Origin of the sequence: Cypionkella sp. (assembly GCF_034376685.1) — a bacterium.
GTDB lineage: Bacteria > Pseudomonadota > Alphaproteobacteria > Rhodobacterales > Rhodobacteraceae > Cypionkella.
The window spans coordinates 46,640-72,867 of sequence record NZ_JAXMJJ010000086.1; the positions used below are offsets into that span (position 1 = coordinate 46,640).

A 26,228-nucleotide genomic window follows, 5' to 3' on the forward strand; every position below is an offset into this window, starting at 1 on the left:
AGGGAATGAACCAAGCCTACTGCCGCGCGGCCTTCGCCACCACGTCCATTGCCGCCGCCGCCTCGGCTACCGTGGTCTCACCATTCAGCAACAGCTGGCTTTGACGGTGGATTTCCTCCAACTCCTGCGCCGTCGCATTGGTATGCGCCATCGGCACCACATCCGTCGCCAGCCAGCCAAAGATCGTCTTCGCCGCAGGGCTGGTCACCGCCGAAGTGTCCATCTTGGTGTTGGCGGTCACAGCGCCCGCATCGTTGAAGAACACCTGCAACACTTCGGGGGCCGCCAGCGTCTTGGCAAATTCCACCGCTAAATCGACGTTTGGAGACTTCGCGTTCACTGCATAGCCAATCCCCCCCGCCGCCGGAATTTTCGCAGCCGCGCCACCGAGCGCAGGCAGCAGGAACACCCCCACATTTTCCGCCCCCAACATCTCATCAAACGATTTCCAATGCGCTACATCCGAGATCAGACCGATGGTGTTGGCAGACTCGCCGCGCATGAAGCCTTCATATTCATCCATGAACTTCGCGGTAGAATTGGCCCCCTTCGGAAACCACCCCGCCGCATTGGCATCGACCCAGGATTGCAGCACCGCCAGCACCTGCGGACTGCTCCACGCCAGCTTGCCCGCCGCGAAATCCACCTGGTCCTGCGGCGTCCACAAGCTGGCTGCAATCGCCGAGAACCAGAACTCCATCCCGAAGCCTTCCTTGTTGCCAAGGGCGATGCAGGGCACCGTGCCTTGTGTCACAAAAGCCGCGCAGATTTTGCTCAGATCGTCCCAGCTTTTCGGCGGCACGTTGGGGTTCAGCCCCGCAGCCGAGTACAGCGCCTTATTATAGTAAACCACAAAGCCCTGAATGGTCAGCGGAATGGCATAGATGCCGTTTGCATCCGAAAACTCTGGCAGCCCCGCCAGATCAGCCTTCATAGCACCGATCTTGTCATCCAGCTTAACCGCGTTCTCAAACCGCGCCCGCCCTGCGCGCCACCGTTCAGCAAGAACAAATCCGGACCGCCATCCGAGGCCAAAGCCGTGCCAAGCAACGTGTAATATTGATCATTCGGCTGCATGACAAACGTCACGGTGTCACCCGGATGCGCCGCTTCAAACACCTCTTTCGCCTTCTGAAAATACGGCGCTGCCAACGGATCGCCAGATTTCCAATCCCACACCATCAGTTCCGTGGCGAAAGCGGGCAGCGCCGTAGCGGCCAAAAGTGCGGCAGTTACAAGGGTCTTCATGCGTCATCCTCCCGAGATGTCGTGGCGCGGATCAGGCCGCCCCTCCTGAAAGCAGCAGTCGTTAAAGCGGTAAGCGTGGGTTGGCAGGTGCCGCACCAAGCTGGTCGCGCGGCAGCAGATGCGGGCGCGCCCAGGTCGCACGTGTGGTTTCAGACAGGATCAGCCCGTGGCCCGGACGATCCGGCGCAATCGCATAACCATCGCTGATTTCAATCGGTTGCTCGACCAGATGGTCAAAGTTCTGGAACGAATATTCCAGCCACTCCACCTCGGGCAAAGCGCAGGCCATATGCACGCCGACCTCCAGAAACGTGTTACCCAGTGAGACCGGCACGCCCAATTCCGCCGCGAGCCAACCAATCCGCATCACATCGGAAACCTGCCCATGCACGTTCAGCAAATCGGTGCCCTCTGCTGCCAGCAGCGCGCGCTTGCCCGACAGATCGAGATATTCGCCCGAGTTGATCTGCGTCCAAGGGGTAGCTTGCCGCAGTAACCGCAGCCCCGCGAAATCATGCCGCAGGATCGGGTCTTCCACCCACAACAGATCATGCCCGGCATCGCGAATGGCGGTGATCTTCATCAGCGCCTCTTTCGCAGCCCACGCCTCATTCGCATCCGCCATGATCTCCGATCCCGCAGGCACCACCGCTTTCAACAACGCCAATCTATGCAGATCGCGGGCGAAATCAGCGTGACCGACCTTGATCTTGAACGCCCGGTAGCCACTCGCCGCCGCATGAGCGAATAAGGCCTGAAACGCGCCGTCATCCAGATGAAAATCCAAACCGCTGGCATAGGCCCGCACCCGATCCCGCGTCGCCCCCAGCATCCGGTGCAACGGCAGCCCCGCCTCTTTCGCCGCCAGATCCCACAGGGCCACCTGCAATGCCTCATGAAACGGCAGTGAAGCGCTGCGCTGATTGCCGCCGCGCGGACGGCTGACCCGGTGCACCAAACCCAAGGCGGTTTGTCCGACCAGCCCCGGCCAAACCTCGGCCCGGAAAATCCGCTCGATCTCGGCCTGATCCGGCAAAGCCGAAAACAGCGTCTGCACAAAGCCCAAACCCACCGCGCCCGAGCTCGATACCAGCTCCAGCGCCGCGACATTGGCGTCATCCGCCCGCACTTGGCTGTCGCCAATCACCCGGTCGCGTGCGAATTGGAACCTTGTGATACGAAAATCGGCTAGACTCATTTGGACGACTCTCTGATCGCTTTACATTTGCTATCTGATCTATCAGTTAAAACATCTGAACTGTCAATGACGGAACGTCCCCCATGCCGCCCAAACCAAAACCCGACACCAGCCCCGCCCCACGCCTGTCCGAACTCGCCTATGAGCGCATCCTCGAAGGCCTGTTCGCCCGCCGCGTGCAGGTCGGTGCGTTCCTGTCGCAAGGCGAACTCTCCGCCCTCGTCGATGTCCCAATCGCCCCGCTGCGCGACGCCTTGCGGATGCTGGAGGCCGAGGGCGTGCTGACCATCCACCCCCGCTCTGGCATCCAATTCGTGCGGCCGGGGCTGGAGTTGACCCATGCCACCTATCAATTCCGCAGCATCATCGAACGCGCCGCCGTGCGGGTGTTTGCCGAAACCGCCGACGAAAGCCTGTTGGAAACCCTGACCACCCGCCACACCGCCCTGATCGCGCAGATCGAAGCCCACGGCGTCACCCCCGACGATCTGACAGAGGTCGATGCAGTGGAACAACTGATGCACGCCTCGGTGATCGGCATCATGCAGAACCCTTTGATTGATATCTCTTATCGACGGATGATGAACTACCTGCGCCTGCTGCGGCTGGATCGAAAATTCACCGCCCCGATCATCCTGCGCACCCTGCGCGAGCATATTGAGATCCTATCCGCCTGCACCCGCCGCGACGCGGATGCAGCCGAAGCCGCCCTGCAAGCGCATCTTCACGCGGCAATCCAGCGCAATATTGGCTTTATGTGATCCGGCGCAGAAACTCCGCCTGCTCGGCGGGGTCCATCTGCACCACATGGCTGTCCTCGGGGTAAGCCCCCGAGGCGACATCGCCAATGAACTCGCGGTAAGCGGCAACCCGTTCGCGCTGCAGCCGATCAAACTCGGCGGCAAAGTTGCGATAGACCTTGGCATGGCGCGGTAGATGGCCCCGGTTTTCGCCCAGGATGTCCTCGGAAAACAGATACTGCACATCGCAGCCCGGCCCTGCCCCCATCGACCACAGCAGGATATTCACCCGCCGGCTGATCTCGGTCGCAACCTCAACCGGCACCACCTCGATCTCCACCGCAAACGCGCCCGCAGCCTCATAAGCCTGCACTTCGGCCAGCAAAGCCACCGCAGCCTCCGCCGTCTTGCCCACCGCCTTGAAGCCCCCGGTCCAGGTATTGCGCGACGGCACCAGCCCGACATGCCCCACCACCGGGATATGCTCATCCGCCAAGAATTTCACCGTCGCCAAACTGCCCGAGCAATAGATTGCATCCGCCCCCGCGTTCAGCATCTGCCCCGAAAACCGCAGATAATCCTCGCGCGTACCCGCCGAGCGGTGATCCACCCCCGTCATCGAAAACAGGCTGGGCGCGACCTTCCGGTAGTCAGGGTGCGTCACCAGTTCCGACGGCACCGACACCACATCAATCCCCGCTTCCTCGGCGGCCGCCGCTTCCTCCAGCGTGAACAGCCGCAGCATGGTCAACTGACCCTTGCCCTTTTTCGCCCGCAAATCGGCGACCGTCGGTTTCTTGCGCATGTCCCTACCCCAACTCAATTTCAACGCGGTCGCCCACCACCCGCACCGGATGCCGCTTCAGATCAACGCAAACCGGCGCGCGCAACGCGGCCCCAGTGCGGTAGTTGAACCGCCCATTGTGCTTGGGGCACTCAATCGTGTCACCATCCACCAAGCCATTGCAAAGATGCACCTTTTCATGTGTGCAAAGCCCGTCCGTCGCGTGAAACGTGCCATCCGGCGCGTGATAGATCGCATAGGTTTCCCCCCCGTGATCAAACCGGATCAGGTCTTCCGCGTCGATGTCATCCACACCGCAGGCATCAATCCAGGCCATATCAGACCCCTTCTCTGGCAACTTCAATTTCATGGAACTCATCGCGATAAGGCCGCGCCGTGGCTGGCAAGGCTTTGCGCGCATAGTGCGTCGGATCTTTGCGCTGCCGCAGCAACGCCCGCGTCATCTCGACATAAGCCGCAAAGATCGACGGGTTTGGCGCGGGCAAATCATGCTTGATCACCTCATGCAGACGCGGCAGCGCGTGATACGGCACCATCGGGAACATATGGTGTTCAACATGGTAATTCATGTTCCAGTATAGCCAGCGGCTGATCGGATTCATGTAGACCGTCCGAGAATTCAAGCGGTGATCGACCACATCTTCGGCCAAACCGCCATGCTGGATCAGCCCGGTCATATACATATGCCAGCAGCCATAAATCCGCGGCCCGCCAATCAGCATCAACGGCAGCCAAGACTGCAAGCCAATCGCCAGCAAGATCGTCGCGGCATAGATGCCCATATGCAGCCGCGCCCAGAACACCGCCTTATGACGTTCCGACTCAGGGATATAGGTCTTCTCACCCTCATTCAGCCCGACAAACGCATGCCGCGCCAAGGTGCGCAGATCGTAGAAAATGAACGGAATCCCGATGAAATTCAACGCCGCCATCACGATGCGCGGCGGGCGCATGAAGCCGATTTCCGGGTCCAACCCCACAATAATCGTGTTGGTGTGATGCCGCGCATGGCTCCACCGCCACGTCGTTGGATTGCGCATCACCATGAAGCTGGCTATCTGGTAAACCCCGTCATTCATCCACGGCGTCTTGAACGCAGTGCCATGCCCCGCCTCGTGCCAGCGGCTGTCGCAGGCAGAGCCGTAAAGCAGCCCATAGACGAAGAAAAACGGCACGCAGGCCCATGAGCCCCAGAATAGGCTGCCACCAATCCCGGTCAAAACCAACAGCCCCAGCCAGATCACCGTATCGCGGATCGCAGGCCCATCCTTGCGCTGCATCAGCTCTTTCATCTGCTTGCGCGGCACGTCCGAGTGATACCATTCCGCCGAAGCCAAGCCGATTTCCTCGGCATGCGCACGGCTTTCGCCCGTCAGGCTATAGTCGCGGGGGGAATAGATGCGGGTGAAAATGCTCATGGCATGGTCCTTCGTCTGTAGCCCTCAGCGCCCGCTCAGGTGCGGAAACTGGCCAGAGGGCGTGGGAAAATCATCTTCGGGCTGCGCCGCGATGGCGCGGATAGCGGCCTCGGATCTGGCGATCTGTTCCGGCCCATCCAGCACCTTGAACCGGGTCTGATAGGCGCGACTGTCCTGCGGCCCCAGCCAGATCATCTCGCCCCGATCGCGCGCGGCTTGGTTGCCCAAAACATGATGGGTCGAGGGTTCAATCCCCATCACATAAGCGCCGGATTGGTAATATTGCCACTGATAGGCGCAGGGGAATTGTTCCTTCAACATGGTAACTTCGATGCCTAAGCCAATGCGATCATTGACCAAAGCTACTGGCACCTCGCCTGCCGCATTGGCCGCCATCTCATGCTGCCAAACCTGCTCGGCAAAGCCATTGCTAGGGGCCGGTGCGGTTTTATATCCCACCCCCTGCACCCGATACCGCCCCTCATGCGCCGCCCAAATCACATCCTTGATCGGCGCGAGATAGCGCGCGCCTTCCTCCAACACCGGATGGCCGATGTTGATGTGGTAGAACATCATATGCGGCGTTTTGAGGAACCCCTCATTCACCACGCGATCGATCAGCCGGATTTCATCACCGCCCACATCCGCCTCAATCCGCCGGTACAGCACCAGATTCTCGCCAAACACCGTGGCCTGAGAAATCACCCCCTCGGCCCAGAGGATACACCGATCCACCTCCCAAGCCTCGCCATATCCCGTCAACCGCGCTGGAATCGTAGACACCCGCCCGTGCAGACCGTGGCTCGCCGTCTTGCGCCCCGGATAGTTGTAGCTTTCGGTCGAAACCACCTCTGGCCCCAGAATGTGATCCAGCCCACAGGTCACCAGAAACCCCGAGAAACTGCGCGCCCAGCCAAAACCACCCTCGGCTTCCACATCATGCAGCCCCGGATGCCGAAACCCCGCCGCCGAGTGCCAACCCACAGCCCGCCCCTGATGCTCGACCTCAGCAATATCCATCGCCCGGTCCACCAGCACAGAGAACCGCAAGCCCGACCCGGTGCGAAACTCCAGCATCCGCAGGCCACGCTCCAGCCCGTCGCCCAACGTCATCAGCCGCACACCGGCAAACTGGCTCAGGCTGCCTGCATGGGCCGCAACCTCGCCCCGAGTCATGGATTTTCCGTAAAGCTGCGGCACTGGCGCAATCTCCTGCAAAGAACCGGGCGGCATGGCCTGCACGCCGCCCGGAATATCTCAAAGCCCGTGGGCCGTGAATTTTCCGTCCATGAACGCCTTCGAGCGCGGCACGTCGGCCTCGTCCAGATGCTCGACAATCATCGGAATGTTCGGGTGCTTTTTCGCCAGCAGTTGCAAATAGAGGTCGTAGTTCAAAGACCCCGTCCCCGGCGCGTTCAGCACAATCTCGCCCACACCCCGGAAGGTGTGCGAGGCCAGCGCCTCATCATCGCCAATATCCGCGTGCTTTTCAGACTTATCATCGCCGGCCCGCGCCACATCCTTGGCATGGGCAATCTTGATCTTGTCCGACAGCGTGTCGAACACCTGATGCAGAATTCCGTCCATGTTATCAATGTTGTGCGACTCGAAGTAGTTGGTCGGGTCCATCAACAGCCCCAGCCCCGGATGATCGACCTGTGCGAACATCTTCACGGTTTCCTCAACCGAGCCCACCACGTTGTTCACATAAGTCTCCAGCAGGAACATCGAACCGTGGTCGTAAGCCTCTTGCGCCAGTTCCGCGATGATCTTGCGGCAGGCTTCAAAGCCTTCCTCGGTCTTGTTTTTCGGGTCAGACATCCACTCGGATTCGGTGTTGTAGGTGCCGGTTTCCGAGATCACATAAGGCGAACCCAGCGCCCGCGCGTTGCGGATGATGTCCTTCAGACGGTCCACATTGGCTTTGCGATGCGCCATATCCGGGTGGATGATATTGGTATAACCCGAGATGCAGCTCACGGGCAGATCATGCGCGCGAAAGGTGTCGCGCACCTTTTTGCAGTTCGCCGCCGTCAGATTGCCGTGGCTCAGGTCAATGTCCTTGAAATGCAGGTCCAACTGCACGGTGTTAAAGCCGTGGCTGCGGATTTTCTTGGCTGACTCTTCCAAGCCATACGGGAAATACCCCGAAAAAATACCCAGTTGCATCATGGTGAAGTTCCTCCCTCAGTTCGTTGAAATTTCAGACAATTTAACGGTGCGCCCCTCTGCGATTGAACGGTAACCCGCCTCAATCAACGCAACCGTCTTGACGTTATCGGCCACCGAAAGCGCCGGTGGCGTGCCAGTTTTCACCGCATGTTGCAGCTGCTCCATCACGCCGATGAAAGCCTGCGGAAACCACATGCTGTCCCATGTCGGTGTCAGCCATTTGCCCCCCGTGGCAGTCTGCGAGGCATAGCTCAGCGTCGACGCCGTCCCCGTCGGCCAGCCAATCGAGCCCTTGGCGACCCCCGCCGTCCCCTCCACCCGGAAGGTGATGCTCTGGTCGTTGTCGTAGCCTTCCGCGCGCGGGCCTGACCACACATCCTCAAGGCTCACCGCGAGCACGCCCGTTTCAAACCGCAGCGTTGACACGGTAATTCCGTCCGAATGTTCAAACGTCGTGCGCGGGTCTTTGCGGGTTTGCGTGGTGATCTCTACAGGTTCGCCAAACAAAAACCGCAGCACGTCCAGATGATGCACCGACATATTCGCCAGCGTCAGCCGGTCGTAACCTTCCAGAAACCCCTGCCAATGCGGGATTGCGTGCATGTCGATCTGCGCGAACACAATCTCACCCAGATCGCCCCGGTCGATGATCTGTTTCAGCACCCGCATCGACTGATCATAGCGCATGTTCTGGTTAACGCTGAGAACCTTGCCCGCCTTCGCCGCCGCATCGCGTAACGCAATCGCATCTGCGAGGGTCAAAGCCAGCGGCTTCTGCGCCAGTATCGCCTTGATATGCGGCTGCTTCAGCGCCGCATAGATCAGCGCAGGCTGCTGATCCGGCGGATAGGCAATGTCCAAAACCTCAATAGAGGGGTCCGCAATCAGCGCCTCTGGCGTGGCATGAACCTTCGCAATCCCCCAGCGCTCCGCCACCGCCGCAGCCTTGCTTTCGGTCCGGCTGGCAATCGCGCCCACCTTGAACCCCGCCTCATGGTAAGCCGCCAAATGGCACTCCGCCATGATCATGCCCGCGCCAATGCAGCCGATCACCAGATCCTTGGTCCGCACCACCGGATCGGGCTGAAACCCCAACGCGTCGCTCATATCCTGTCCCCTCCCAAGGATGGGGCTGCGGATTTAGGCAGCGCCTCACCACCAGCCCCGAAATACATCACCTTTGCCGGATCGCAGCCGAGGCCCACCAGCGCCCCCACCCGAATATCCGGCTGCCCGCGCAGCATCGCCCGCAATGGCTGCGCGCCAGCGGTCAAAGTCACCACCGTGTAGCCGCCAAGCGGTTCAACCTCGGAAACCGTCGCAGGTACCCCCGCGCCGCCTTCCCAGTGCGACACCCGCAAATCCTCGGGCCGCAGCCCCATCTCCGCCACGCCCGCCTGAGCCTGTGCCGAAACCTGCAAAGCCCCCGCCGCCGCCTCAAACCCCGCGCCAGTAGCTTGCACGGGCAAGATATTCATCACCGGGCTGCCCAGAAACCGCGCCACATAAGTCGTTGACGGATGGTCATAAATCTCCACCGGGCGGCCAATTTGCCGGATCGCCCCGTTCTGCAAAATCGCCATCCGGTCGGCCACCGACATGGCTTCTTCCTGATCATGCGTGACATAAATCAGTGTCCGCCCGGCCTCGCGCTGGATGCGCTTCAACTCCACGCGGGTCTCCTCGCGCAACCGCGCGTCCAGTGCCGAGATCGGATCATCCATCAGATACGCCGCCGGATCGCGCACCAAAGCCCGCGCAATCGCCACCCGTTGCCGCTCACCACCCGAAAGCTGTCCCGGCATCTTGTGCAGGATATGGCCGATATGCAGCTTTTCCGCCGCATCGCGCAGCCGCGCCTCAATCTTCGCAGGCGCTTCGCGGCGTTCCACCAACGGAAACCGCACATTATCCGCCGCCGTCATATGCGGGAACAACGCGAGGTTCTGGAACACCATCGCGATATTCCGCGCCGCTGGAGACACCTCGTTGACCGCGCGACCGTCAATCAAAATCTCACCGCTATCCGGCTTTTCCAGCCCCAAGATCAGCCGCAAGATCGTGCTTTTTCCTGACAGAGGCGGCCCGAAAAAGCAGAAGAATTCATTGTCCGCCACGGTGAAACTGGCATCATCCACCGCCAGCACCGACCCATACCGCTTGGTCACATTGCGAAAGGCAATCTCGGCCATGTTACTGCCCCCTCAATGCAGCACCAGAGGCGGCATCGAACAACCGCACGGCACTTGGATGTGGTGCAAAGTGCAACGCCCGCCCCATCTCAAACCCGGCGTCATTTTCAAACACCGTTTTGGCGCTCGCCGCGCCCTCGCCCAGATGCAAAATCGTCCGCGCGCCGATGCGTTCGACAAAGCTGATCGGCATCGCCATGCCCTGCCCTTCGCCCACCCGAGCTGCCTGTTCTGGCCGAAACCCGAACACCACATCGCCCTTCGCCTTGCGCGCCGCCGCCGCCTGTTCCGGTGCCAAAGGCAGTGAATGCCCCAAAGCCCCCAGATCAATCGCCATCGAACCCGCCACGTCAACCGGACACCCAGTCAGCAAATTCATCCCCGGTGATCCGATAAACTTCGCCACAAACAGGTTGGCCGGATCGTTATAAATCTGCAGCGGCGTGCCCACCTGCTGCAACACGCCATGATCCATTACCGCAATCCGATCAGCCATCGTCATCGCTTCCAACTGGTCATGCGTCACATAAACCATGGTCTGCTTGAAGCTGCGTTGCAGCCCTTTCAGCTCGGTCCGCATCACCGCCCGGAACGCCGCATCGACATTCGACAACGGCTCATCCAACAGAAAAATCGCAGGCTCCATAATCGCCGAACGCCCAATCGCCACCCGCTGCAGAATGTTCACCGACAGCCCCGCCGCGGGCCGATCCAGCATCGGTGTCAGTTGCAGCAACTCGGCCATCGCATTGGTCCGCCGCGCCACCTCATCGACTGGCCTGCGCGTGGCGCGCAAACCGTAAGACAGATTCTGCCGCACCGTCATATGGGTAAAAATCGCGTAGTTCTGAAACACGAACCCAACGCCGCGCCGCCCCATCGGCACCCCCGCCATATCGCGGTCGCCAAACAAAATCCGCCCCTCGGATGGCACCTCCATCCCCGCGATCATGTTCATCGTGGTCGACTTCCCACAGCCCGACGGCCCCAACAGTGCCACGAATTCGCCATCCGCAATCGTCAGATCCATTGTCTTCAGCGCGGTAAAGGCCCCAAAGCGTTTCACCAGATTTTCCAGCCGGATCATGCTCATGGCCGCACCCTCGCCATCCGTTTCAAGGCCCAGACACAGACCACCGACAGCACGATCAGGATCGCCAAGGCAATCGCCGCGACATAGCCCCAGATCAGATCCTGCGTGGCGATTTTATAGATGTAGACAGAGATGGTTTCCGTTGCCACACCCGGCCCGCCCCCGGTCATGATGAACAAGGTGTCAAAAACCTTGAAACACTCGATCACCCGGATCGCCAGCGCGATGCCGATGATCGTCTTCATCCGCGGCAGCACAATCGAGGTAAACCGCTGCAACGGATTGGCCCCCAGCAAGGTCGCCGCCCGCACCTGATCTTCGGGCACGCCCACCAAACCTGCGAGCAGTATCAAGAACATCAGTGGCGTCCATTGCCAGATGTCCGCCACCATCACCGCGACCAAAGCCAGGGTCGGGTCCGACAGCCATGCAATCGTCACCGGGCGCCCCGCGAACATCGCCAGAATGTCATTCACCGGCCCGCCCGACTGGAACAGCATGAAAAACATGTAGCCCGCCACCGCTGGCACCACCATCATCGGCATGATCAGGATCGAATAGAACACCCGCTTGCCCTTGAAATCGTCCATGAACAGCGTCGCCAGCCCCAGCCCCAGCATGAACTCAATCGGCACACAAACCGCCATCACAAACGCCGTGCGCCCCAGCGCCGCCCAGAGACGGCCATCGCTCAACAGATCGCTGTAATTGGCAAAACCATTCCAGAACTGCCACGCCTGCGGCCAGCTTTGCCCCGACAACGGCGACCAATCGGTCAGCGAAATATAGGCCTGCATCAGCAGCGGAAACACCGAGATGAACAGCACCAGCACCTGCGCAGGCAGGGTCAGCCGGAAGCCCAAACGTGAGGATTCGTCCTTCATTGCTTCAACGCTCCAAACGTCAATCCGCGCACCAGATGCTTCTGGATCAGCACGCCCAAAACCACCGGCGGCACCGCCGCCATCAGCCCCAAGGCCGCCTTGGCACCATAAAGTTGCCCGGTCATCGAGGAGGAAAGCGAGGCCATATAGACCGGAATCGTCACCCACTCCCGCGTGGTCAGCAGCAGTGCGATCAGATAATCCGACCAGTTCAGGATGAACACGAACAGCGCCGCCGAGGCCAAAGGCGCGCGCATCATCGGCAAGGTGATCCGCCAGAACACCCGCGCCCGGCTGCACCCTTCGACCAAAGCCGCTTCCTCAATTTCCTTCGGCATGTCGTCGAAAAAGGTTTTCATCAGCCAGAACGCGAACGGCAAAGTGACAATCCCGTAGACCAGCGCCAGCCCCCACCAGGTATCGGTCATGTTGAAAAACGCCCACATGATCATCACTGGCGTCATCACCGCCATCGGTGGAAACAGCCGCAACTGCACCAGCGCCAACGGCAGGTTCGCCCCCGAGCCAAACCGCGACAGCCCATAGGCCGCCGCTGTCCCCGCCGTCATCGCAATCACCGTGCCAATGCCCGCCGACAGGAACGACGCCAGGATCGGCTTCAACGCGGTGCGGTCCAGTGCCACGATCAGCTCGGAATTGCTGACGCCAAACACATAGCGGAAATTGTCCAAAGTCGGGGCTTTCGGCCACCACGTCAGTGCCGCCCCCGTCGCCTGCCATTCCGGTATAGGTTTGAACGCCATCGAGGCCATCCACAGGATCGGGATCAGCGTGACGGCCACCGCCAGCAGGATCATCGTGTATCGAAATGCCTCAAAGGCCAGCGAGCGGGTCATTTTTCTTCCAAACATCATAGGGTTGGTCGGCGCGCAGGGTCCGCGCCGACCAAAGATCAGGGTTAAAGCGGGAGAGCCTTAAACCGGATCAAGCACCGTCGGCCAAGCCGCCTTGTTGGCTTTAATCGCCTCGATAATCTTCTCTTCACCCGTGCGCCGGGTGATCTTCGCCCAAGCATCCGCCGTATCTGCCATCGCCTGCGCCGCCGTTTTGGCACCCGTCAAAGACGCCATCAGGTTCTCATCCAGCGCATTGTGGAACGCGGTTGCCCCCGGATAGTTGATCGACGGCACCGTGCGCGCGACCGTCTCGCGCACCACATCCATGTGGTAAGCGTGATAGGTTTCGCGCACCAACGGATCGGCGAAATCGTTCAAGCTGAACGGGTCGAAATAGCCGCCCGGATTGGCCGTCATCCACGAATAAATCCGCGCCGAGCCCAGCCATTGCAGCAGCAGATACGCCACCTCAGGATATTCCGACTGCGCCGAAACCATCCCGGTCAGGCTGAACCACAAAACCGAGCGGCTGACGATCTTGCCATCCACTTCCGTCCCCGGCGGCAGCATAGACCCGATTTTACCCGTCACCGTAGACCCGGTATTGCCCGCATTATCCAAGAACTTCGGCAGGTTGGAAAACGCGCAAGTCATCGCCGCTCCACCAGAGGCAAAGTTGCCATACTGCTCCGGCCAACCCCAGCTGATCGCATCCGGCGAGTGGTGCGACAGGCTGTCGATATAGGCCTGCGTCGCCGCCACCCCGTTTTCCGAGTTGATCAGCGGCACCCCATCATCGCCAAACAGGAACTGGTTCGGCGAGGCCATCGAGGTGAAGCGCTGATACCAGTTGGTATAGCCCCAGCCCTGATTGCGCAGATCGGTCGAGCCAAACAGCCCCTTGTCCGGGCGCTGGAAGAACGCCGCGACATCGGAATGCTGCTTCCATGTCTTCGGCGGCGCCAGATCGTAGCCGTATTTATCCTTGAACGCCGCCTGCTCTGCCGCATCGCCGAACAAATCGGTGCGATAGACCCAAGTCTGGAAATCGCCGTCCAACGACACACCATAGGTGCTGCCGCGATATTGGTTCAACAAAGCCACGCCCTGCGCGCCGTTGACATAGCCGCGCTCGGGATCATCCCACTGCGGTTTGTGGGCCTCAACATAGTCGTCCAGCTTGGCAATGCCGCCCGATTCCGCGAGATCCCCCAGACGGTTCCAGTCGGTCGAATAGATATCATAGGCCCCACCGCTGGTGGAAATATCCTGCATCGTCTTGGTGAATTCCTGCCCGTTCGGCAGCCCGACGATCTCCAACGTGATCCCAGTTTCTTTCTCCCACAGATCCTTGATGCTCGGTGCCCCAACCGGAAAAGGCTGCGTCAACTGCCCGATAGAGCCATCCGACAGCGCCATCACGATCTTGGTCGGCGCTTTGCCCGCGCCCTTCAGTGCCTTCACCGCCTCAATCGCCCGACCTTCCGGCGTATCCGGGCCATATTGATAGCGCTCTGCCCCCGGAAACCCGGTCGGACCACCGATCATGCCTTGCGCCAGCGCATCTGCGCCCTCGGCCCGCGCGGGTCGGATGAAGCGCGGAGCAATGCCGATTGCCGCGCCATAAACAGCCAGTTTCCCGCCGCTCGTCAGTAACTGACGCCGCGACATGCGACCTGTGTGATCCATTTTGTCCCTCCCAAGACAGCAAAGCCCATGCGTTGATGCGCTTGAATGATGTTTTATGATTATATCAATCATTTCGTCAACATCATAAAACGCCAACTTGATGATGTAGAGTGTTAGGGGAATGGCAAAATTTGCAGCTGACTTACGCTATACCACTGTTAGTTATTATATTTCCTCGATACGGCAGCAATCAGCCTCCCTGCGGAAAAATACCGAGCTCGCAACCACACACCACAAATCAATCAAAATACATCATTTACAGATCACTTTTTCAATGCCACTAAGGGTCACCCAACCAAAGCGACCGCAAAAGCATGAACACCCAAACCCCGATGCCGCGCGCCACCCTGCAAGACGTCGCGCGTGAGGCCAATGTCTCGTCCGCCACCGTCGACCGCGTGCTGAATGGCCGCGACGGCGTGCGGGCGCGCACACGAGAGGTGGTTTTGCAAACCGCGCGGCGCTTGGGCTATATCTCGGAAAGCAGCACGCCCGAGAACTCCGCCCAGACACCCACCACCATCCAGCTTGCGTTCCTTCTGCCCGCAGGTACCAACGCTTTCATCAACACCCTGCACCAGCAGATCGAAGCACAGGCCGCCGCCCGCCCCGATCTATCGGTTAAAATAACCCGCATCGAAGGTTTCAACCCGCAAACCGTCGCCGCCCACCTGCTTGCCCTGCGCGGCCAGGTCGCAGGCGTCGGCCTGATCGCGCAAGATCACCCGCTGGTGCGTGAAGCGATCCGCGCCCTTGCCCAAAGCGGCACACAAGTGCTGACCCTCGCCACCGATATCCAAAGCGTGCCCCGCCTTGCCTATGTCGGCATCGACAACCGTCAGGCGGGTCGTCTGGCGGGCCAACTCATGGGCCGCCTGCTCCCCGCCAACCAACCCGCCAAAGCCGCCCTGTTCGCAGGCTCGCTCGCCTATCGCGGCCATGAGGAACGCGAGATGGGCTTTCGCCACATCCTGCGCGAGGAATTCCCCCATATCCAGATTCTGGAACTGCGCGAGATCATGGACGACCGCCAGCGCGCGCGCGCGGAAACCAGCGCCTTGCTCAACCAACACCCCGACCTCGCCGCGATCTACAACGTCGGCGGCGGCACCTCGGGGATTGCCAGCGAACTGCGTGCGCGCGGCCTTGAACATCGCGTGGTATTCGTCTGCCACGAGGCCACCGAAAGCAACAAAGCCTTCCTGCTCGACGGCACCGTCGATGCGGTGATCGACCAGAACCCCCGCGTCGAGGCGCGCGAGGCGCTCAACCTGCTCGCCGCCGCCGCGCGCGGTCAGCCCTACACCTATATCCCGCCGCGCCTGCAACTGGTGTTGCGGGAAAACCTGCCGGATGAGTGATCAAATCCAGCCCAACACCCGCCACCACAGATAATCCAGCGGCAACAGCACCACCACCGTCACCACCGCCAAGCGCAGCAGCACCCGCGCCAATGCCCCCAGTTTCTCACCCGAAAGCTGCATCGCCACCACCAACGGCGCCACCTGATACGGCAGCAGCACGCTGGAAAACCCCAGCACCTGCGTCATCAGCACCGCCTGTAAACTGAACCCACTCGCCGTCGCCAAATCCTGCGCCATCGGCGTCAGCACCGAAGGCACTGACGGCACCGTTGTCACCACCCCCGTCAGCATCGACATCAGCGACAGCGAGGCGAAGTTCGTAGCCGTCCCGCCCGGATGCAGCGGCAACAGCTCTTGCAAGCCCTGCCCGATCAGCGCGCCCAAGCCCGAAGCGTTCACCAAAGCCCCCACCGCCAGCGCCCCCGCCACAAACAGCAGCAGCCCGAAATCCACCGACGCCTTGAACAGCGCCGGCGTCACAACGCCAAAACCGGGGCTCAGCAACACCACCGCCGAAGCAAGCCCGACCCAAGCCGCGTTCACCCCATGCACCTGATCCGTCATCCACAGCCCCAGCGTCACCAGAAGCACCGCCGCCACCCGCATCTGCGCCGATCTGTTGGCCGGGTCAGGTGCCGCTGGGGCTTCCACCAGATGCGGGGCCACCTCCGCCGGAAACATCCGCAACACCATCCAAGCGGTAACTGCCGATTTCACCACGCCCAGCACCGGATAATGCAGCGCCAGATAGGCCATATAGCCAAAATGCGCGCCGTAAATCGTCTCTGCCGCGCCCGACAGCACCATATTCGGGATATTAGCGGGCAAAATCGCAAAGCTCGGCATGTTGCAGGCAATCGCCAGCGTCACCGCAATGCCGATCCTGCCGTTCGATCCCGGCGCAAATCCAGCCCTTGCCGCCAAGGCCATGCCAATCGGCACCAGCACCACCGCGCGGCCCACCGACGACGGCATGATAAAGCCCAAAGCCATCGCCACCACGGTCAGCCCAAAGATCATCCGCGCATAACCGCCATCCAGCAGCGGCCCCAACACCCGCGCCATCCGCACGCCCAGACCCGAGGCACTGATCGCCGCTCCAATCACAAAACCGGAAATAATCAGCCACACCGCCGTCGAGCCAAACCCCGCAAACACCAGATCCGCCGGAGCCAACCCGAACACCAACACCACCGCAAACAAGATCAGGCTGGCGAAGTAATTCGGCACCACTCCACTGGCCCAAAGCCCCAGCGTCACCAACACCACCGCCAAAATCTGCGCCTGCACCGCACTCAATCCCGCAGGCGGCAGCAAAGCCAACCCCAACGCCCCGGCAACCAAAGCCACCACCATCCCCTGTTTCACCGAAATCCGCTGCATCGCCCGCTCCAACTTGCCCATGCCGCCACCCTAGCCGACACCGCAACAATGCGTTAGATCACCATCATGCCAGAACATATCGCCCACACGCCAAATCACGCGCCAAGTGCCACCGGCTTCCTGCGCGACCCCAATCGCCCAATCCTGGCCTATGGCCGCACCATGCAGCCACAACACGGCATTGCCCCGCACCACCATCCCCGCGCGCAACTTTTGTGGGCGCAGCGCGGGGTGCTGCGTATCCGTGCCGCCGATGCCACATGGATCGTGCCGCCCAGCCATGCCGTCTGGATCCCCGGCGATGTGCCGCATCAGGTGCAATCCGATACCGAAACCGAAATCCGCAACCTCTACATTGACCCGACGCTGTCCCTGCGCAGCACAAACCAAACCTGCGCCGTCCTCAGCCTCACCCCACTGATGCGCGCGCTGATCCTGCGGCTGCACGGTGAAGACACTGCCGAAGCTTTCCCGCCCCGCCTGCTGCGCCTGACCGCCGTGATCGCCGATGAGATCGAAACCCTGCCCGAGGCCCCGCTGCACCTGCCCGGTGGCCACGACCCCCGCCTCGTACGGCTAACCCGCCACCTGATCAACCATCCCGATGATCCCCGCAGCCTGCCCGACCTCGCCCGCAGCACCGCCGCTAGCCCCCGCACTTTAGAGCGTTTGCTCCGCCTCGAGACCGGCCTCAGCTACCGGCAATGGCGCGCCCGCCAACGTCTGCTACTCGCCATCGAGCGGCTGACGCTTGGTCAAAGCAGCGCCACCATCGCCTATGCCTTGGGCTACCGCAGCCCCAGCGCCTTCACCGCCGCCTTCCGCGCAGAGTTCGGCACCCCACCGCAAAGCTTCCTGAAACAAACCAGCACGTCATAACGGCAAAGGCTGCACGCCAAGCCACTAAAATTTATCTAAAATTTGCTTTCAGACTGGCTCAAATACTCTCGGGGTCCGGGGGCGAGCCCCCGGCCTTCACGCAGCAAACCGGACCTATTCGCCCGGCAACTGCCGCACAGCCCCCGTAGCCGCCGAGGTCGCAAACAGCCCATAAGCCCGCAACGCTTGGCTGACTTTGCGCGCTCGCGGCTTCGCAGGCTTCCAACCCTTGGCATCCTGCGCTGCCCGCCGCACCGCCAGATCCGCTTCTGACACCGCCAGATGAATCGTCCGCGCCGGGATGTTGATCTCAATCCGATCACCCTCCTCGACCAAACCAATCAAACCACCCGAAGCCGCCTCAGGCGACACATGCCCGATCGACAGGCCCGAAGTGCCGCCCGAGAACCGCCCATCGGTCAACAAAGCACAGGCCTTCCCCAGCCCCTTCGACTTCAGATACGAGGTCGGATACAGCATCTCCTGCATCCCCGGCCCGCCTTTAGGTCCCTCATAGCGGATCACCAGAACGTCGCCTTCTTTGATCCAGTTCGACAAGATCGCCTCGACAGCCGCGTTCTGCGACTCGAACACCCGCGCAGGCCCCGCGAACACCAGAATGGAATCGTCCACCCCGGCAGTTTTAACAATGCAGCCCTCAGGCGCGATATTCCCCGACAACACCGCCAGCCCGCCATCCTTCGAGAACGGAGTTTTCGCCGAACGAATAACCCCTTTCGTCCGGTCGGTATCCAGCTCCGCCCATTTCCGGCTCTGGCTGAACGCCACCTGCGTCGGCACCCCACCCGGAGCCGCCAAGAACAACTCGCGCACCTCAGGATGATTGCTGCGCGAGATGTCCCAATGGTCAATCGCCGCCCCCAAGGTCGGCGCATGCACCGTCGGGCAATCGCGGTTCAACAGCCCCGCCGCATCCAGCTGGCCAAGGATCGCCATGATCCCACCGGCGCGGTGCACGTCCTCCATATGAACGTCCTGCTTGGCAGGCGCGACCTTGCAGAGCACCGGCACCTTACGGCTCAAAGCATCAATATCGGTCATGGTGAAATCGACGCCACCCTCATGGGCCGCCGCCAAGATATGCAGCACGGTATTCGTCGACCCGCCCATCGCAATATCCAGCGCCATCGCATTCTCAAACGCGCCCTTGCTGGCAATATCGCGCGGCAGCAGGCCCTTCTCGTTGCCCTCATAGTGCCGCTTGGTGATATCGACGATCACGCGGCCCGCCTCAAGGAACAACCCCTGCCGCGCCGAATGGGTGGCCAGCGTCGAGCCATTGCCCGGCAACGAAAGCCCCAAAGCCTCGGTCAGACAGTTCATCGAATTGGCGGTGAACATCCCCGAACACGACCCACACGTCGGGCAAGCCGCCGCCTCAATCTTCGCCAGATCCTCATCCGACACCGACTCGTCCGCCGCCGAAACCATCGCATCGACCAGATCGAGCGCCAATTCCTTGCCGTCGATCACCACCTTGCCAGCTTCCATCGGCCCGCCCGACACGAACACCGCCGGGATGTTCAGCCGCATCGCCGCCATCAGCATGCCGGGAGTGATCTTGTCGCAATTGGAAATACACACCATCGCATCCGCGCAATGCGCGTTCACCATGTATTCCACCGAATCCGCGATCAACTCGCGCGATGGCAGCGAATACAGCATGCCGTCATGCCCCATCGCAATGCCATCATCCACCGCTATGGTGTTGAATTCCTTGGCCACCCCGCCCGCACGCTCCACCTCGCGCGCCACCATCTGCCCCAGATCTTTCAGATGCACATGCCCCGGCACGAACTGGGTAAACGAGTTCACAATCGCAATGATCGGCTTGCCGAAATCGCCATCCTTCATCCCCGTCGCCCGCCAAAGCCCGCGCGCACCCGCCATATTGCGGCCGTGAGTGGTGGTTCTGGAACGATAAACAGGCATGGCTGATCCTCATAGCTGGGCGTCCCGCGAGCCCGCGGAAACCGACGCCCCCTTATTGACCCTACCCGCCGCCCGCTTCAAGGGTGCAATCGCACCCCACCACGCATTTGAGCCTGCTTTTCGGGCATATCCGGCATGCAGGCCGCCACCAACAGGGCAGAAGTTTGAACTTGTGGATAGATGTGTTCGGCTGTGCGCACGAATGTGCGATCAACCGAAAGTGCATCAACAGCAGCTAAAGGCCCATGACCGAGACGGCGACGTTTTACATACACAACTAAAGGGCAGCGCCAGACCGCCGGGTGGGCGCCGCCACAGATGTTCTAGGCGCTTTATGCCTCAGCCAATCCCCCCATAGCTTCTAAGCGGTACAGCGCAGAAGCGCCCGCCCGAGGGGGCGGTCGGGCGCTGCCCGGCGGCGCTAAAGCGCCTTGATTCCGGGCGGGTTGTTTGCCTGCAACCATGAAACCGCGATAGTTCTGAGATCGCCACGAAAGACGCCAAACATCCCCCAAATCCACCCCTCCCGCTGTCGCCCCCAGACCTTCCCCCACTGCACAAATCCCCTATAACCACCGGCAGAGGAGACCCCCATGACCACCGCCCGCGCCCGTCTGTCCGCACGCAACCCGCAAGCTTACGGCTTTGCCGTCACCCTGCTTGGGGCGTTGTTCTTCTTCCCGGATGCTTTGGTGGTCCGCCTGATCGACACCGACACCATGACCATCGCGGTCTGGCGCGGCATCGCTGCCGCTGTGGTCACCTTTGCAGGTCTGGCAATTTTCGGCCGCGCCAGCCTGCCGCATTGGCGCGACCTGCTGCGCTGGCCGTCGCTCACCATGATTTTCCTGCAAGGCATAGGCTCGGTGTTCTTCCTTGCCTCCTTGGGCCAAACTTCTGCCGCCAACGCCCTCTTGATCCTCGCCACCGCCCCGTTCATCGCCGCGCTGATGTCATGGGTGATCCTGCGTGAGCGCATCGACACCCCGACATGGGGCGCGATCTTCACCGTCTTCGCAGGCGTAGGCATCATCGGCGCGGGCAGTTTGGGCGGCGGCCACCTGTCGGGTGATCTGTTTGCGCTGGCCAATGCCGTGGTCATCGCCGCCTATTACGTCGTCATCCGCATGGCCCCGCAAGGCAACCTGATGCCCGCAATCGCCATCGGCTACCTGCTCACCTCTGCCATCGCCTACCCCTTCGCGCCAATGGCCCCGCTGAACCTCGATCAAGCCGCGCTGATCTTCATTTCCGGTGGCGTGATCCTCGCCGGAGGCTGTGCCCTTCTGCAAATCGGCCCGCGCTACCTGCCCGCCGCCGAGGTTTCGATGATCACCATGCTGGAGATTATCGCAGGCCCGGTGCTGGTCTGGCTGTTCATTGGCGAAAATCCCGGCCTGAAAACCCTGATCGGCGGCTGCGTGATCCTGATCGCGATCACCGCCCACAGCCTGCTGAAACTGGCGCAAAGCCAGCGCGGCCAGCCTGCCTGATGCGCCTGCTGTTCGTCCACGCCCACCCGCACGCGGACAGCTTCACAGCCGCATGCCGCGACACCGCCATTGCAGCCGCCCGCAGCGCAGGTCATGAGACAAAATTCATCGACCTCTACGCCGAAGGTTTCCAACCAACTCTGCGCCAAGACGAATGGCTCAGCTACCCCGACCCCGACGCCATCGACGACAGCCTCACCCCCCACATCGAAGCCCTGCAATGGGCCGAGGGCCTGATCTTCACCCACCCGACATGGTGGAGCGGCCCACCCGCCATCCTGAAAGGCTGGCTCGATCGCTGCTTGCGCCCCGGCATCGCCTTTCACGCCTCCGCCAACAGCTTCCGCCACGGCCTGCCCAACATCCGCCTGCTCGGCGTGATCACCAGCCTCGGGGCCTCAAGCCTGCAATACAACCTCCTCCTCGCAGCCCCCGGCAAGCGTCAATTCCTGCGTGGCTTGCGCGCCTGCACCAACCCACGTTGCAAAACCCTCTGGCTCGCCCACTACGCCATAGACGCCAGCACCGAAGCCTCCCGCGCCCGCCACCTTGCGAAAATAGCGGCGCGCATGGCACAGATTGCGGTTTAACGCAGCCAAACCACCAGCACTGCTTGCCGCGCGCCCCCCAAGCGTTTATCAATGGCGCATCACACAAGGGCAGACCGATGCGCATTCTGATCACCAACGACGACGGCATCAATGCCCCCGGACTTGTCACGATGACCCGTATCGCGCAGGAAATCGCCGGGCCAAAGGGCGAGGTTTGGACCGTCGCCCCCGCGTTTGAGCAATCCGGCGTCGGCCATTGCATCAGCTACACCCACCCGATGATCAACGCCAAACTGGCCGACCGCCGCTACGCCGTCGAAGGCTCGCCTGCCGATTGCGTGCTGGCGGGCGTGTTCGACGTGCTGGAAGGCGCGAAACCCGATCTGGTGCTGTCCGGCATCAACCGCGGCAACAACTCCGCCGAGAATGTCCTCTATTCCGGCACCATCGGGGCTGCGATGGAAGCTGCCCTGCACGGCATCCCCGCGATTGCGCTGTCGCAATACATGGGCCGCGACACCGATGATCTCGACGACCCGTTTGAGGCCGCCGCCACCCACGGCGCGAAAATCATCCGCACCCTGCTGGACAAGGGCCTGTGGACCACCGACGATTACAGCATCTTCTACAACGTCAATTTCCCGCCCTGCACCGCGAAAGCCGTCAAAGGCCACAAGGTCGCCCCGCAAGGTTTCCGCCGCGACACCGCTTTCGGCATCCAGCCCTACACCGCGCCTTCCGGCAAACGCTTTCTCTGGATCAAGGGCGGCCCGCAGCACACCCCCACCCTGCCCGGCACCGATGCCGCCGTGAACCTTGACGGCTATATCTCGATCACCCCCCTGCGCTGTGACCTTACCGCGCATGACACCCTCGCCGACCTCACGAAGCGGCTCGGATGATGGAGAACGGCCTGCCCGAAGATGAGACGGCGGCCGAGCGCAAGATGCGATTCCTGTTTGCCCTCAGATCCAAAGGCGTCACCGACGCCCGCGTCCTTTCCGTGATGGAGAAGGTTGATCGCGGCCAGTTCGTGCGCGGCCTGTTTGCCGAGCGCGCCTATGAAGACATGCCGCTGCCGATCGCCTGCGGCCAGACCATCAGCCAGCCCTCGGTGGTCGGCCTGATGACGCAAGCCCTCAACATCAACCCGCGCGATACCGTGCTCGAAGTCGGCACCGGCTCGGGCTATCAGGCCGCCATCCTCGCCCACCTCGCGCGGCGCGTCTATACCGTCGACCGCCACCGCCGCCTTGTGCGCGAAGCGCAAGAGCTGTTCCGCGACATGGGCCTTGTGAACATCGTCGCAATGTCCGCCGATGGCAGCTTCGGGCTGCCCGATCAGGCGCCGTTTGATCGCATCATTGTCACCGCCGCCGCCGAAGATCCCCCCGGCCCGCTCTTGGCGCAGCTGAAAGTTGGCGGTATCATGGTGGTGCCCGTCGGCCAATCTGATACAGTGCAACACCTGATCAAAGTTACCCGACTGGCAACAGGCTACGACTACGAAGAACTTCGCCCAGTGCGTTTTGTGCCACTGGTGGAAGGTATCAGCGCCGATTAAGACGCAATGAATGTAACCCCGGAACAACCGGGCTTGGTTAAAGAGGCAAGTATGACCCTTTCGCGCCTTCCCATTCTTGGCTTATCCGCCCTGCTGATGGTCTCCGCCTGCGGCAAGACCCGCCCCTTCGATTGGGATCTGCGCGCGGGCAACGGCGCGTTGGATACCTCGGATGCCGCCCTGCGCGCCACTGATCCGCGCCCGCAAGCCGATGCGCGCGGCGTGTTGTCTTACCCGACCTACCAAGCCGCCGTCGCCCAAAGCGGCGATACTGTGGCTTCGGTCGCCGCCCGCGTCGGCCTGCCTGCCGACCAGCTTGCCACCTACAACGGCCTGCGCCCCACCGACAGCCTGCGTCCGGGCGAAACCCTCGCCCTGCCCGCCCGCGTCGCCGCAACCCCGACCAGTACCACCGCCACCCCCGGTGCGGTCGATGTCAGCTCTATCGCCACCACGGCACTGGACCGCGTCGGCACCACCACGCCAACCGCCACGAGCCCGAGCAAACCCGCAGGCACCGAGCCTGTGCGCCACCAGGTCAAACGTGGCGAGACCGCCTTCTCGATCGCGCGGATCTACAACATCTCTGCCCGCTCGATTGCCGATTGGAACGGCCTCGGCCCCGATCTTGAAGTCCGCGAAGGTCAGTATCTGATCATCCCGACCGCCAATGCCTCGCCGCCGCCGAAAGACCCGGTTGCTGTCACCACCGTCCCCGGCGCAGGCTCGCCCACGCCCGAGCCGCCCTCGGCGAAAAAACCGCTGCCCGCAGAGAAACCCGCGAAAGCCAGCGAGAAACCCGCCCCTGCGGTTGATCTCGGCACCGACCGCACCGCCGCCTCGGCCTCGCGCTTTGCGATGCCCGTCAGCGGCAAGGTGATCCGCGCCTATGTGAAGAAGAAAAACGACGGCATCGACATTGCCGCCGCCGCGGGCACCTCGGTAAAAGCCGCAGCCGATGGCACCGTCGCCGCCGTCACCAAAGACACCCAAGGCACCCCCATCGTGGTGATCCGCCACGCTGATGGCATCCTGACGGTCTACGCCGGGGTCGATGGTCTGAAAGTCGCCAAAGGTGACAAAGTCACCAAAGGCCAAGGCATCGCCGTGGTCCGCGCCGGCGACCCCGCCTTCGTGCATTTTGAGGTCCGCAAAGGCGTCGATTCCGTCGACCCGATGTCCTACCTGCAATAACCGCAGCCAGCGCCCCCTTCGCTTTCATAGTGGCCCACATACTCCCGCCGGAGGCGCCTTGTTTACTCAAGCTGTCCCGGCTGGACGCTCAAAACTTGCCAGGATGTCAGCTTTACCCCGCCCCGATGCCAGAAAGCGTTAGATTGCTGCGCATACTCAACCAGACCGCCCCAAAAGAAACGGTGCTGCCATGACCCATCCCGCATACGAGACTGTTGCCCGCGTCCCGACCGTCAGTGAATATCTTCGGTTGCGCGCTTTGGCGGGCCTCAGCGCGTTCTCCGAGGAAGCCGCCACCAAGGGATTGGCGGGCACATTGTTCTCAGTGGTTGTCGAACACGAGAACAGTGCCGTTGGCATGGGAAGGCTGATCGGCGACGGCGGCTGCTTCGTGCAAGTGGTCGATATCGCCGTCGACCCGCGCTTCCAGGGGCAAGGCCTCGGCAAGGCGATCATGTCCGCGTTGACGGACTATATTGCCAACAGCTTGCCAGCTTCGGTCTATGTCAGCCTCATCGCCGATGTTCCAGCGCACAAGCTCTACGAGAAATTCGGCTTCAAAGAGACAGCCCCCAGGTCTCTGGGAATGGCGCGGCGGGCTGGCTAACCAGAATCCGTTGCATCCCGCGCGACAGGCACCATGCCATCCTGCAGGATCCGACGCGAAGAGCCCGACATGTCGATTGCTGCGCGGTGAACGAACGGCAACTATCAGCCTGAGGTCTCTAATCTCTTGGCCAAAATGCCTGCCAACAGCACGGCCATCACGAGGAAACCAGCGCCTCCTATCCAAGCACTTTGCAGCGAATAGCTCTCCGCAAGGCCTCCAACCGCCATCAGACCAATTGCTGCACCCAACTGCTGTACGAGAGAGCGCAATGACAGCATGGTAGAACGTTGATGGTTCTCGACACAGGAATGAAGGATGCTACTGGCTGGCGTTTCCGTAGAGCCAAGGACGACAGAAAAAAGAATGAAAACCCCGACAAAGCCGACAATGCCTCCTTGAAACGCCAAGGCGATCTGGAGAGCCGCGAGGCAAGCAAAAGCCGCGGAAAGCGAGATGGCATTTCGGCGCTTGAAGATCTGATTGATGCGTGGCGACAGCGCCGCACCGAATGCGATTGAGAAGAAGTAGGTCGCCGTCAGCACACCAATTGCAGTATTGGCGTGGCCTTCGCTCAGCATACCCTTAACGTGGGTGGGCCAGAACACTTCGATCGGGTTCGTTGCCATCAAAAACAACGTTAACGCGAGTAAAAGCATCGACAGGGAAGGATGCTTCAAAGCAAGGAAACCAGCCTCCTTTATCACTGCAGGAACGTTCGTGAAGCCCTGCGTGAGCGCGTTGGGATTCAGCGGGCGAGGCTCTTCTGTGATGGCAAATAGGGTGTAGAGAAACAACACAGTCATCATGATGAAGCTTGCAGCGTAGGAGACATCGTAAATGCTGAACCCTAGCCTGATTGCGGTTGCGCCGAATGCGTCGGGCAACAGGCCCCCGCAAATCGCACCGAAGGCCAGACCCATTGCGTTGGCCCATTGGGCCTT

General features: G+C 61.4%; 26 protein-coding genes. 9 read left to right on the forward strand and 17 right to left on the reverse strand.

Features of this window, described 5'->3' with window-relative positions:
- Nucleotides 1-16: 16 nt before the first annotated feature.
- The 3 genes from U1A24_RS16625 to U1A24_RS16635 form a co-directional block, all read right to left on the reverse strand.
- Nucleotides 17-934, reverse strand: coding sequence for an ABC transporter substrate-binding protein (locus U1A24_RS16625; protein WP_322323101.1), 918 nt, complete (start codon nt 932-934; stop codon nt 17-19).
- Nucleotides 931-1,248 carry a hypothetical protein gene (locus U1A24_RS16630; RefSeq protein ID WP_322323102.1) on the reverse strand — a complete coding sequence of 106 codons (318 nt, stop codon included), beginning with the start codon at nt 1,246-1,248 and terminating at the stop codon, nt 931-933. Before U1A24_RS16630 ends, U1A24_RS16625 begins: the two co-directional genes overlap by 4 nt.
- A 61-nt stretch (nt 1,249-1,309) precedes the next feature.
- Entirely contained in the window at nt 1,310-2,446 is a 1,137-nt protein-coding gene (locus U1A24_RS16635; RefSeq protein ID WP_322323103.1) for a mandelate racemase/muconate lactonizing enzyme family protein, read from the reverse strand.
- Nucleotides 2,447-2,529: 83 nt separating this feature from the next.
- Between U1A24_RS16635 and U1A24_RS16640 the strand changes: the two genes are divergently transcribed.
- Nucleotides 2,530-3,207, forward strand: coding sequence for a GntR family transcriptional regulator (locus tag U1A24_RS16640; RefSeq protein WP_322323104.1), 678 nt, complete (start codon nt 2,530-2,532; stop codon nt 3,205-3,207).
- Here the strand turns inward: U1A24_RS16640 and U1A24_RS16645 are convergent.
- The 11 genes from U1A24_RS16645 to U1A24_RS16695 form a co-directional block, all read right to left on the reverse strand.
- Nucleotides 3,200-3,991 (reverse strand): 3-methyl-2-oxobutanoate hydroxymethyltransferase, encoded by a 792-nt coding sequence (locus tag U1A24_RS16645; RefSeq protein ID WP_322323105.1) that lies wholly within the window; start codon nt 3,989-3,991, stop codon nt 3,200-3,202. The genes U1A24_RS16640 and U1A24_RS16645 overlap by 8 nt on opposite strands.
- Nucleotides 3,992-3,995: 4 nt before the next feature.
- A complete protein-coding gene (locus U1A24_RS16650; protein ID WP_322323106.1) occupies nt 3,996-4,307 on the reverse strand; it encodes a MocE family 2Fe-2S type ferredoxin in 312 nt (103 codons plus the stop codon).
- 1 nt (nt 4,308) lies between these two features.
- Nucleotides 4,309-5,409 carry a fatty acid desaturase family protein gene (locus tag U1A24_RS16655; protein WP_322323107.1) on the reverse strand — a complete coding sequence of 367 codons (1,101 nt, stop codon included), beginning with the start codon at nt 5,407-5,409 and terminating at the stop codon, nt 4,309-4,311.
- A gap of 24 nt (nt 5,410-5,433) precedes the next feature.
- On the reverse strand, nt 5,434-6,642 hold the full coding sequence (locus U1A24_RS16660; protein ID WP_322323108.1) for an aldose 1-epimerase family protein: 1,209 nt from the start codon (nt 6,640-6,642) through the stop codon (nt 5,434-5,436).
- Nucleotides 6,643-6,666: 24 nt separating this feature from the next.
- Entirely contained in the window at nt 6,667-7,581 is a 915-nt protein-coding gene (locus U1A24_RS16665) for a sugar phosphate isomerase/epimerase (RefSeq protein WP_322323109.1), read from the reverse strand.
- A gap of 15 nt (nt 7,582-7,596) precedes the next feature.
- Nucleotides 7,597-8,688, reverse strand: coding sequence for a Gfo/Idh/MocA family oxidoreductase (locus U1A24_RS16670; protein ID WP_322323110.1), 1,092 nt, complete (start codon nt 8,686-8,688; stop codon nt 7,597-7,599).
- Nucleotides 8,685-9,773, reverse strand: coding sequence for an ABC transporter ATP-binding protein (locus U1A24_RS16675; RefSeq protein WP_322323111.1), 1,089 nt, complete (start codon nt 9,771-9,773; stop codon nt 8,685-8,687). Before U1A24_RS16675 ends, U1A24_RS16670 begins: the two co-directional genes overlap by 4 nt.
- A gap of 1 nt (nt 9,774) precedes the next feature.
- Complete coding sequence (locus tag U1A24_RS16680) at nt 9,775-10,866, reverse strand: ABC transporter ATP-binding protein (protein ID WP_322323112.1); 1,092 nt, start codon at nt 10,864-10,866, stop codon at nt 9,775-9,777.
- On the reverse strand, nt 10,863-11,750 hold the full coding sequence (locus U1A24_RS16685) for a sugar ABC transporter permease (protein ID WP_322323113.1): 888 nt from the start codon (nt 11,748-11,750) through the stop codon (nt 10,863-10,865). Before U1A24_RS16685 ends, U1A24_RS16680 begins: the two co-directional genes overlap by 4 nt.
- Nucleotides 11,747-12,607 carry a carbohydrate ABC transporter permease gene (locus tag U1A24_RS16690; protein WP_322323114.1) on the reverse strand — a complete coding sequence of 287 codons (861 nt, stop codon included), beginning with the start codon at nt 12,605-12,607 and terminating at the stop codon, nt 11,747-11,749. The genes U1A24_RS16685 and U1A24_RS16690 overlap by 4 nt, the downstream gene beginning before the upstream one ends.
- Before the next feature lie 78 nt (nt 12,608-12,685).
- Complete coding sequence (locus U1A24_RS16695; RefSeq protein WP_322323115.1) at nt 12,686-14,296, reverse strand: extracellular solute-binding protein; 1,611 nt, start codon at nt 14,294-14,296, stop codon at nt 12,686-12,688.
- A 314-nt stretch (nt 14,297-14,610) separates the two neighbouring features.
- On the opposite strand from U1A24_RS16695, the gene U1A24_RS16700 reads away from it, so the two are divergent.
- The gene (locus tag U1A24_RS16700; RefSeq protein ID WP_322323116.1) at nt 14,611-15,657 is read left to right on the forward strand and encodes a LacI family DNA-binding transcriptional regulator; all 1,047 of its coding nucleotides are present in this window, start codon (nt 14,611-14,613) and stop codon (nt 15,655-15,657) included.
- Here U1A24_RS16700 and U1A24_RS16705 read toward each other — a convergent pair whose 3' ends face one another.
- Nucleotides 15,658-17,064, reverse strand: a complete 1,407-nt coding sequence (locus U1A24_RS16705) for an SLC13 family permease (protein WP_322323117.1) — start codon at nt 17,062-17,064, stop codon at nt 15,658-15,660.
- A gap of 45 nt (nt 17,065-17,109) precedes the next feature.
- Here U1A24_RS16705 and U1A24_RS16710 point away from each other — a divergent pair, with 45 nt between their 5' ends.
- A complete protein-coding gene (locus U1A24_RS16710; protein ID WP_322323118.1) occupies nt 17,110-17,922 on the forward strand; it encodes a helix-turn-helix transcriptional regulator in 813 nt (270 codons plus the stop codon).
- Nucleotides 17,923-18,036: 114 nt separating this feature from the next.
- On the opposite strand, the gene ilvD is transcribed toward U1A24_RS16710, so the two are convergent.
- Nucleotides 18,037-19,875, reverse strand: a complete 1,839-nt coding sequence (gene ilvD / locus U1A24_RS16715; protein ID WP_322323119.1) for a dihydroxy-acid dehydratase — start codon at nt 19,873-19,875, stop codon at nt 18,037-18,039.
- 593 nt (nt 19,876-20,468) lie between these two features.
- On the opposite strand from ilvD, the gene U1A24_RS16720 reads away from it, so the two are divergent.
- The 6 genes from U1A24_RS16720 (at nt 20,469) to U1A24_RS16745 (ending at nt 25,284) form a co-directional block, all read left to right on the forward strand.
- Nucleotides 20,469-21,368, forward strand: a complete 900-nt coding sequence (locus U1A24_RS16720) for a DMT family transporter (protein WP_322323120.1) — start codon at nt 20,469-20,471, stop codon at nt 21,366-21,368.
- On the forward strand, nt 21,368-21,958 hold the full coding sequence (locus U1A24_RS16725; protein WP_322323121.1) for an NAD(P)H-dependent oxidoreductase: 591 nt from the start codon (nt 21,368-21,370) through the stop codon (nt 21,956-21,958). The genes U1A24_RS16720 and U1A24_RS16725 overlap by 1 nt, the downstream gene beginning before the upstream one ends.
- A 77-nt stretch (nt 21,959-22,035) precedes the next feature.
- The gene (gene surE / locus U1A24_RS16730) at nt 22,036-22,821 is read left to right on the forward strand and encodes a 5'/3'-nucleotidase SurE (protein ID WP_322323122.1); all 786 of its coding nucleotides are present in this window, start codon (nt 22,036-22,038) and stop codon (nt 22,819-22,821) included.
- Complete coding sequence (locus U1A24_RS16735; protein WP_416136342.1) at nt 22,821-23,483, forward strand: protein-L-isoaspartate(D-aspartate) O-methyltransferase; 663 nt, start codon at nt 22,821-22,823, stop codon at nt 23,481-23,483. The genes surE and U1A24_RS16735 overlap by 1 nt, the downstream gene beginning before the upstream one ends.
- Nucleotides 23,484-23,534: 51 nt before the next feature.
- Entirely contained in the window at nt 23,535-24,677 is a 1,143-nt protein-coding gene (locus U1A24_RS16740) for a LysM peptidoglycan-binding domain-containing protein (RefSeq protein ID WP_416136341.1), read from the forward strand.
- A 190-nt stretch (nt 24,678-24,867) separates the two neighbouring features.
- Nucleotides 24,868-25,284 (forward strand): GNAT family N-acetyltransferase, encoded by a 417-nt coding sequence (locus U1A24_RS16745; RefSeq protein WP_322323124.1) that lies wholly within the window; start codon nt 24,868-24,870, stop codon nt 25,282-25,284.
- 104 nt (nt 25,285-25,388) lie between these two features.
- On the opposite strand, the gene U1A24_RS16750 is transcribed toward U1A24_RS16745, so the two are convergent.
- Nucleotides 25,389-26,228 (reverse strand): MFS transporter (locus U1A24_RS16750; RefSeq protein WP_322323125.1); only part of this gene is annotated, 840 nt, incomplete at its 5' end.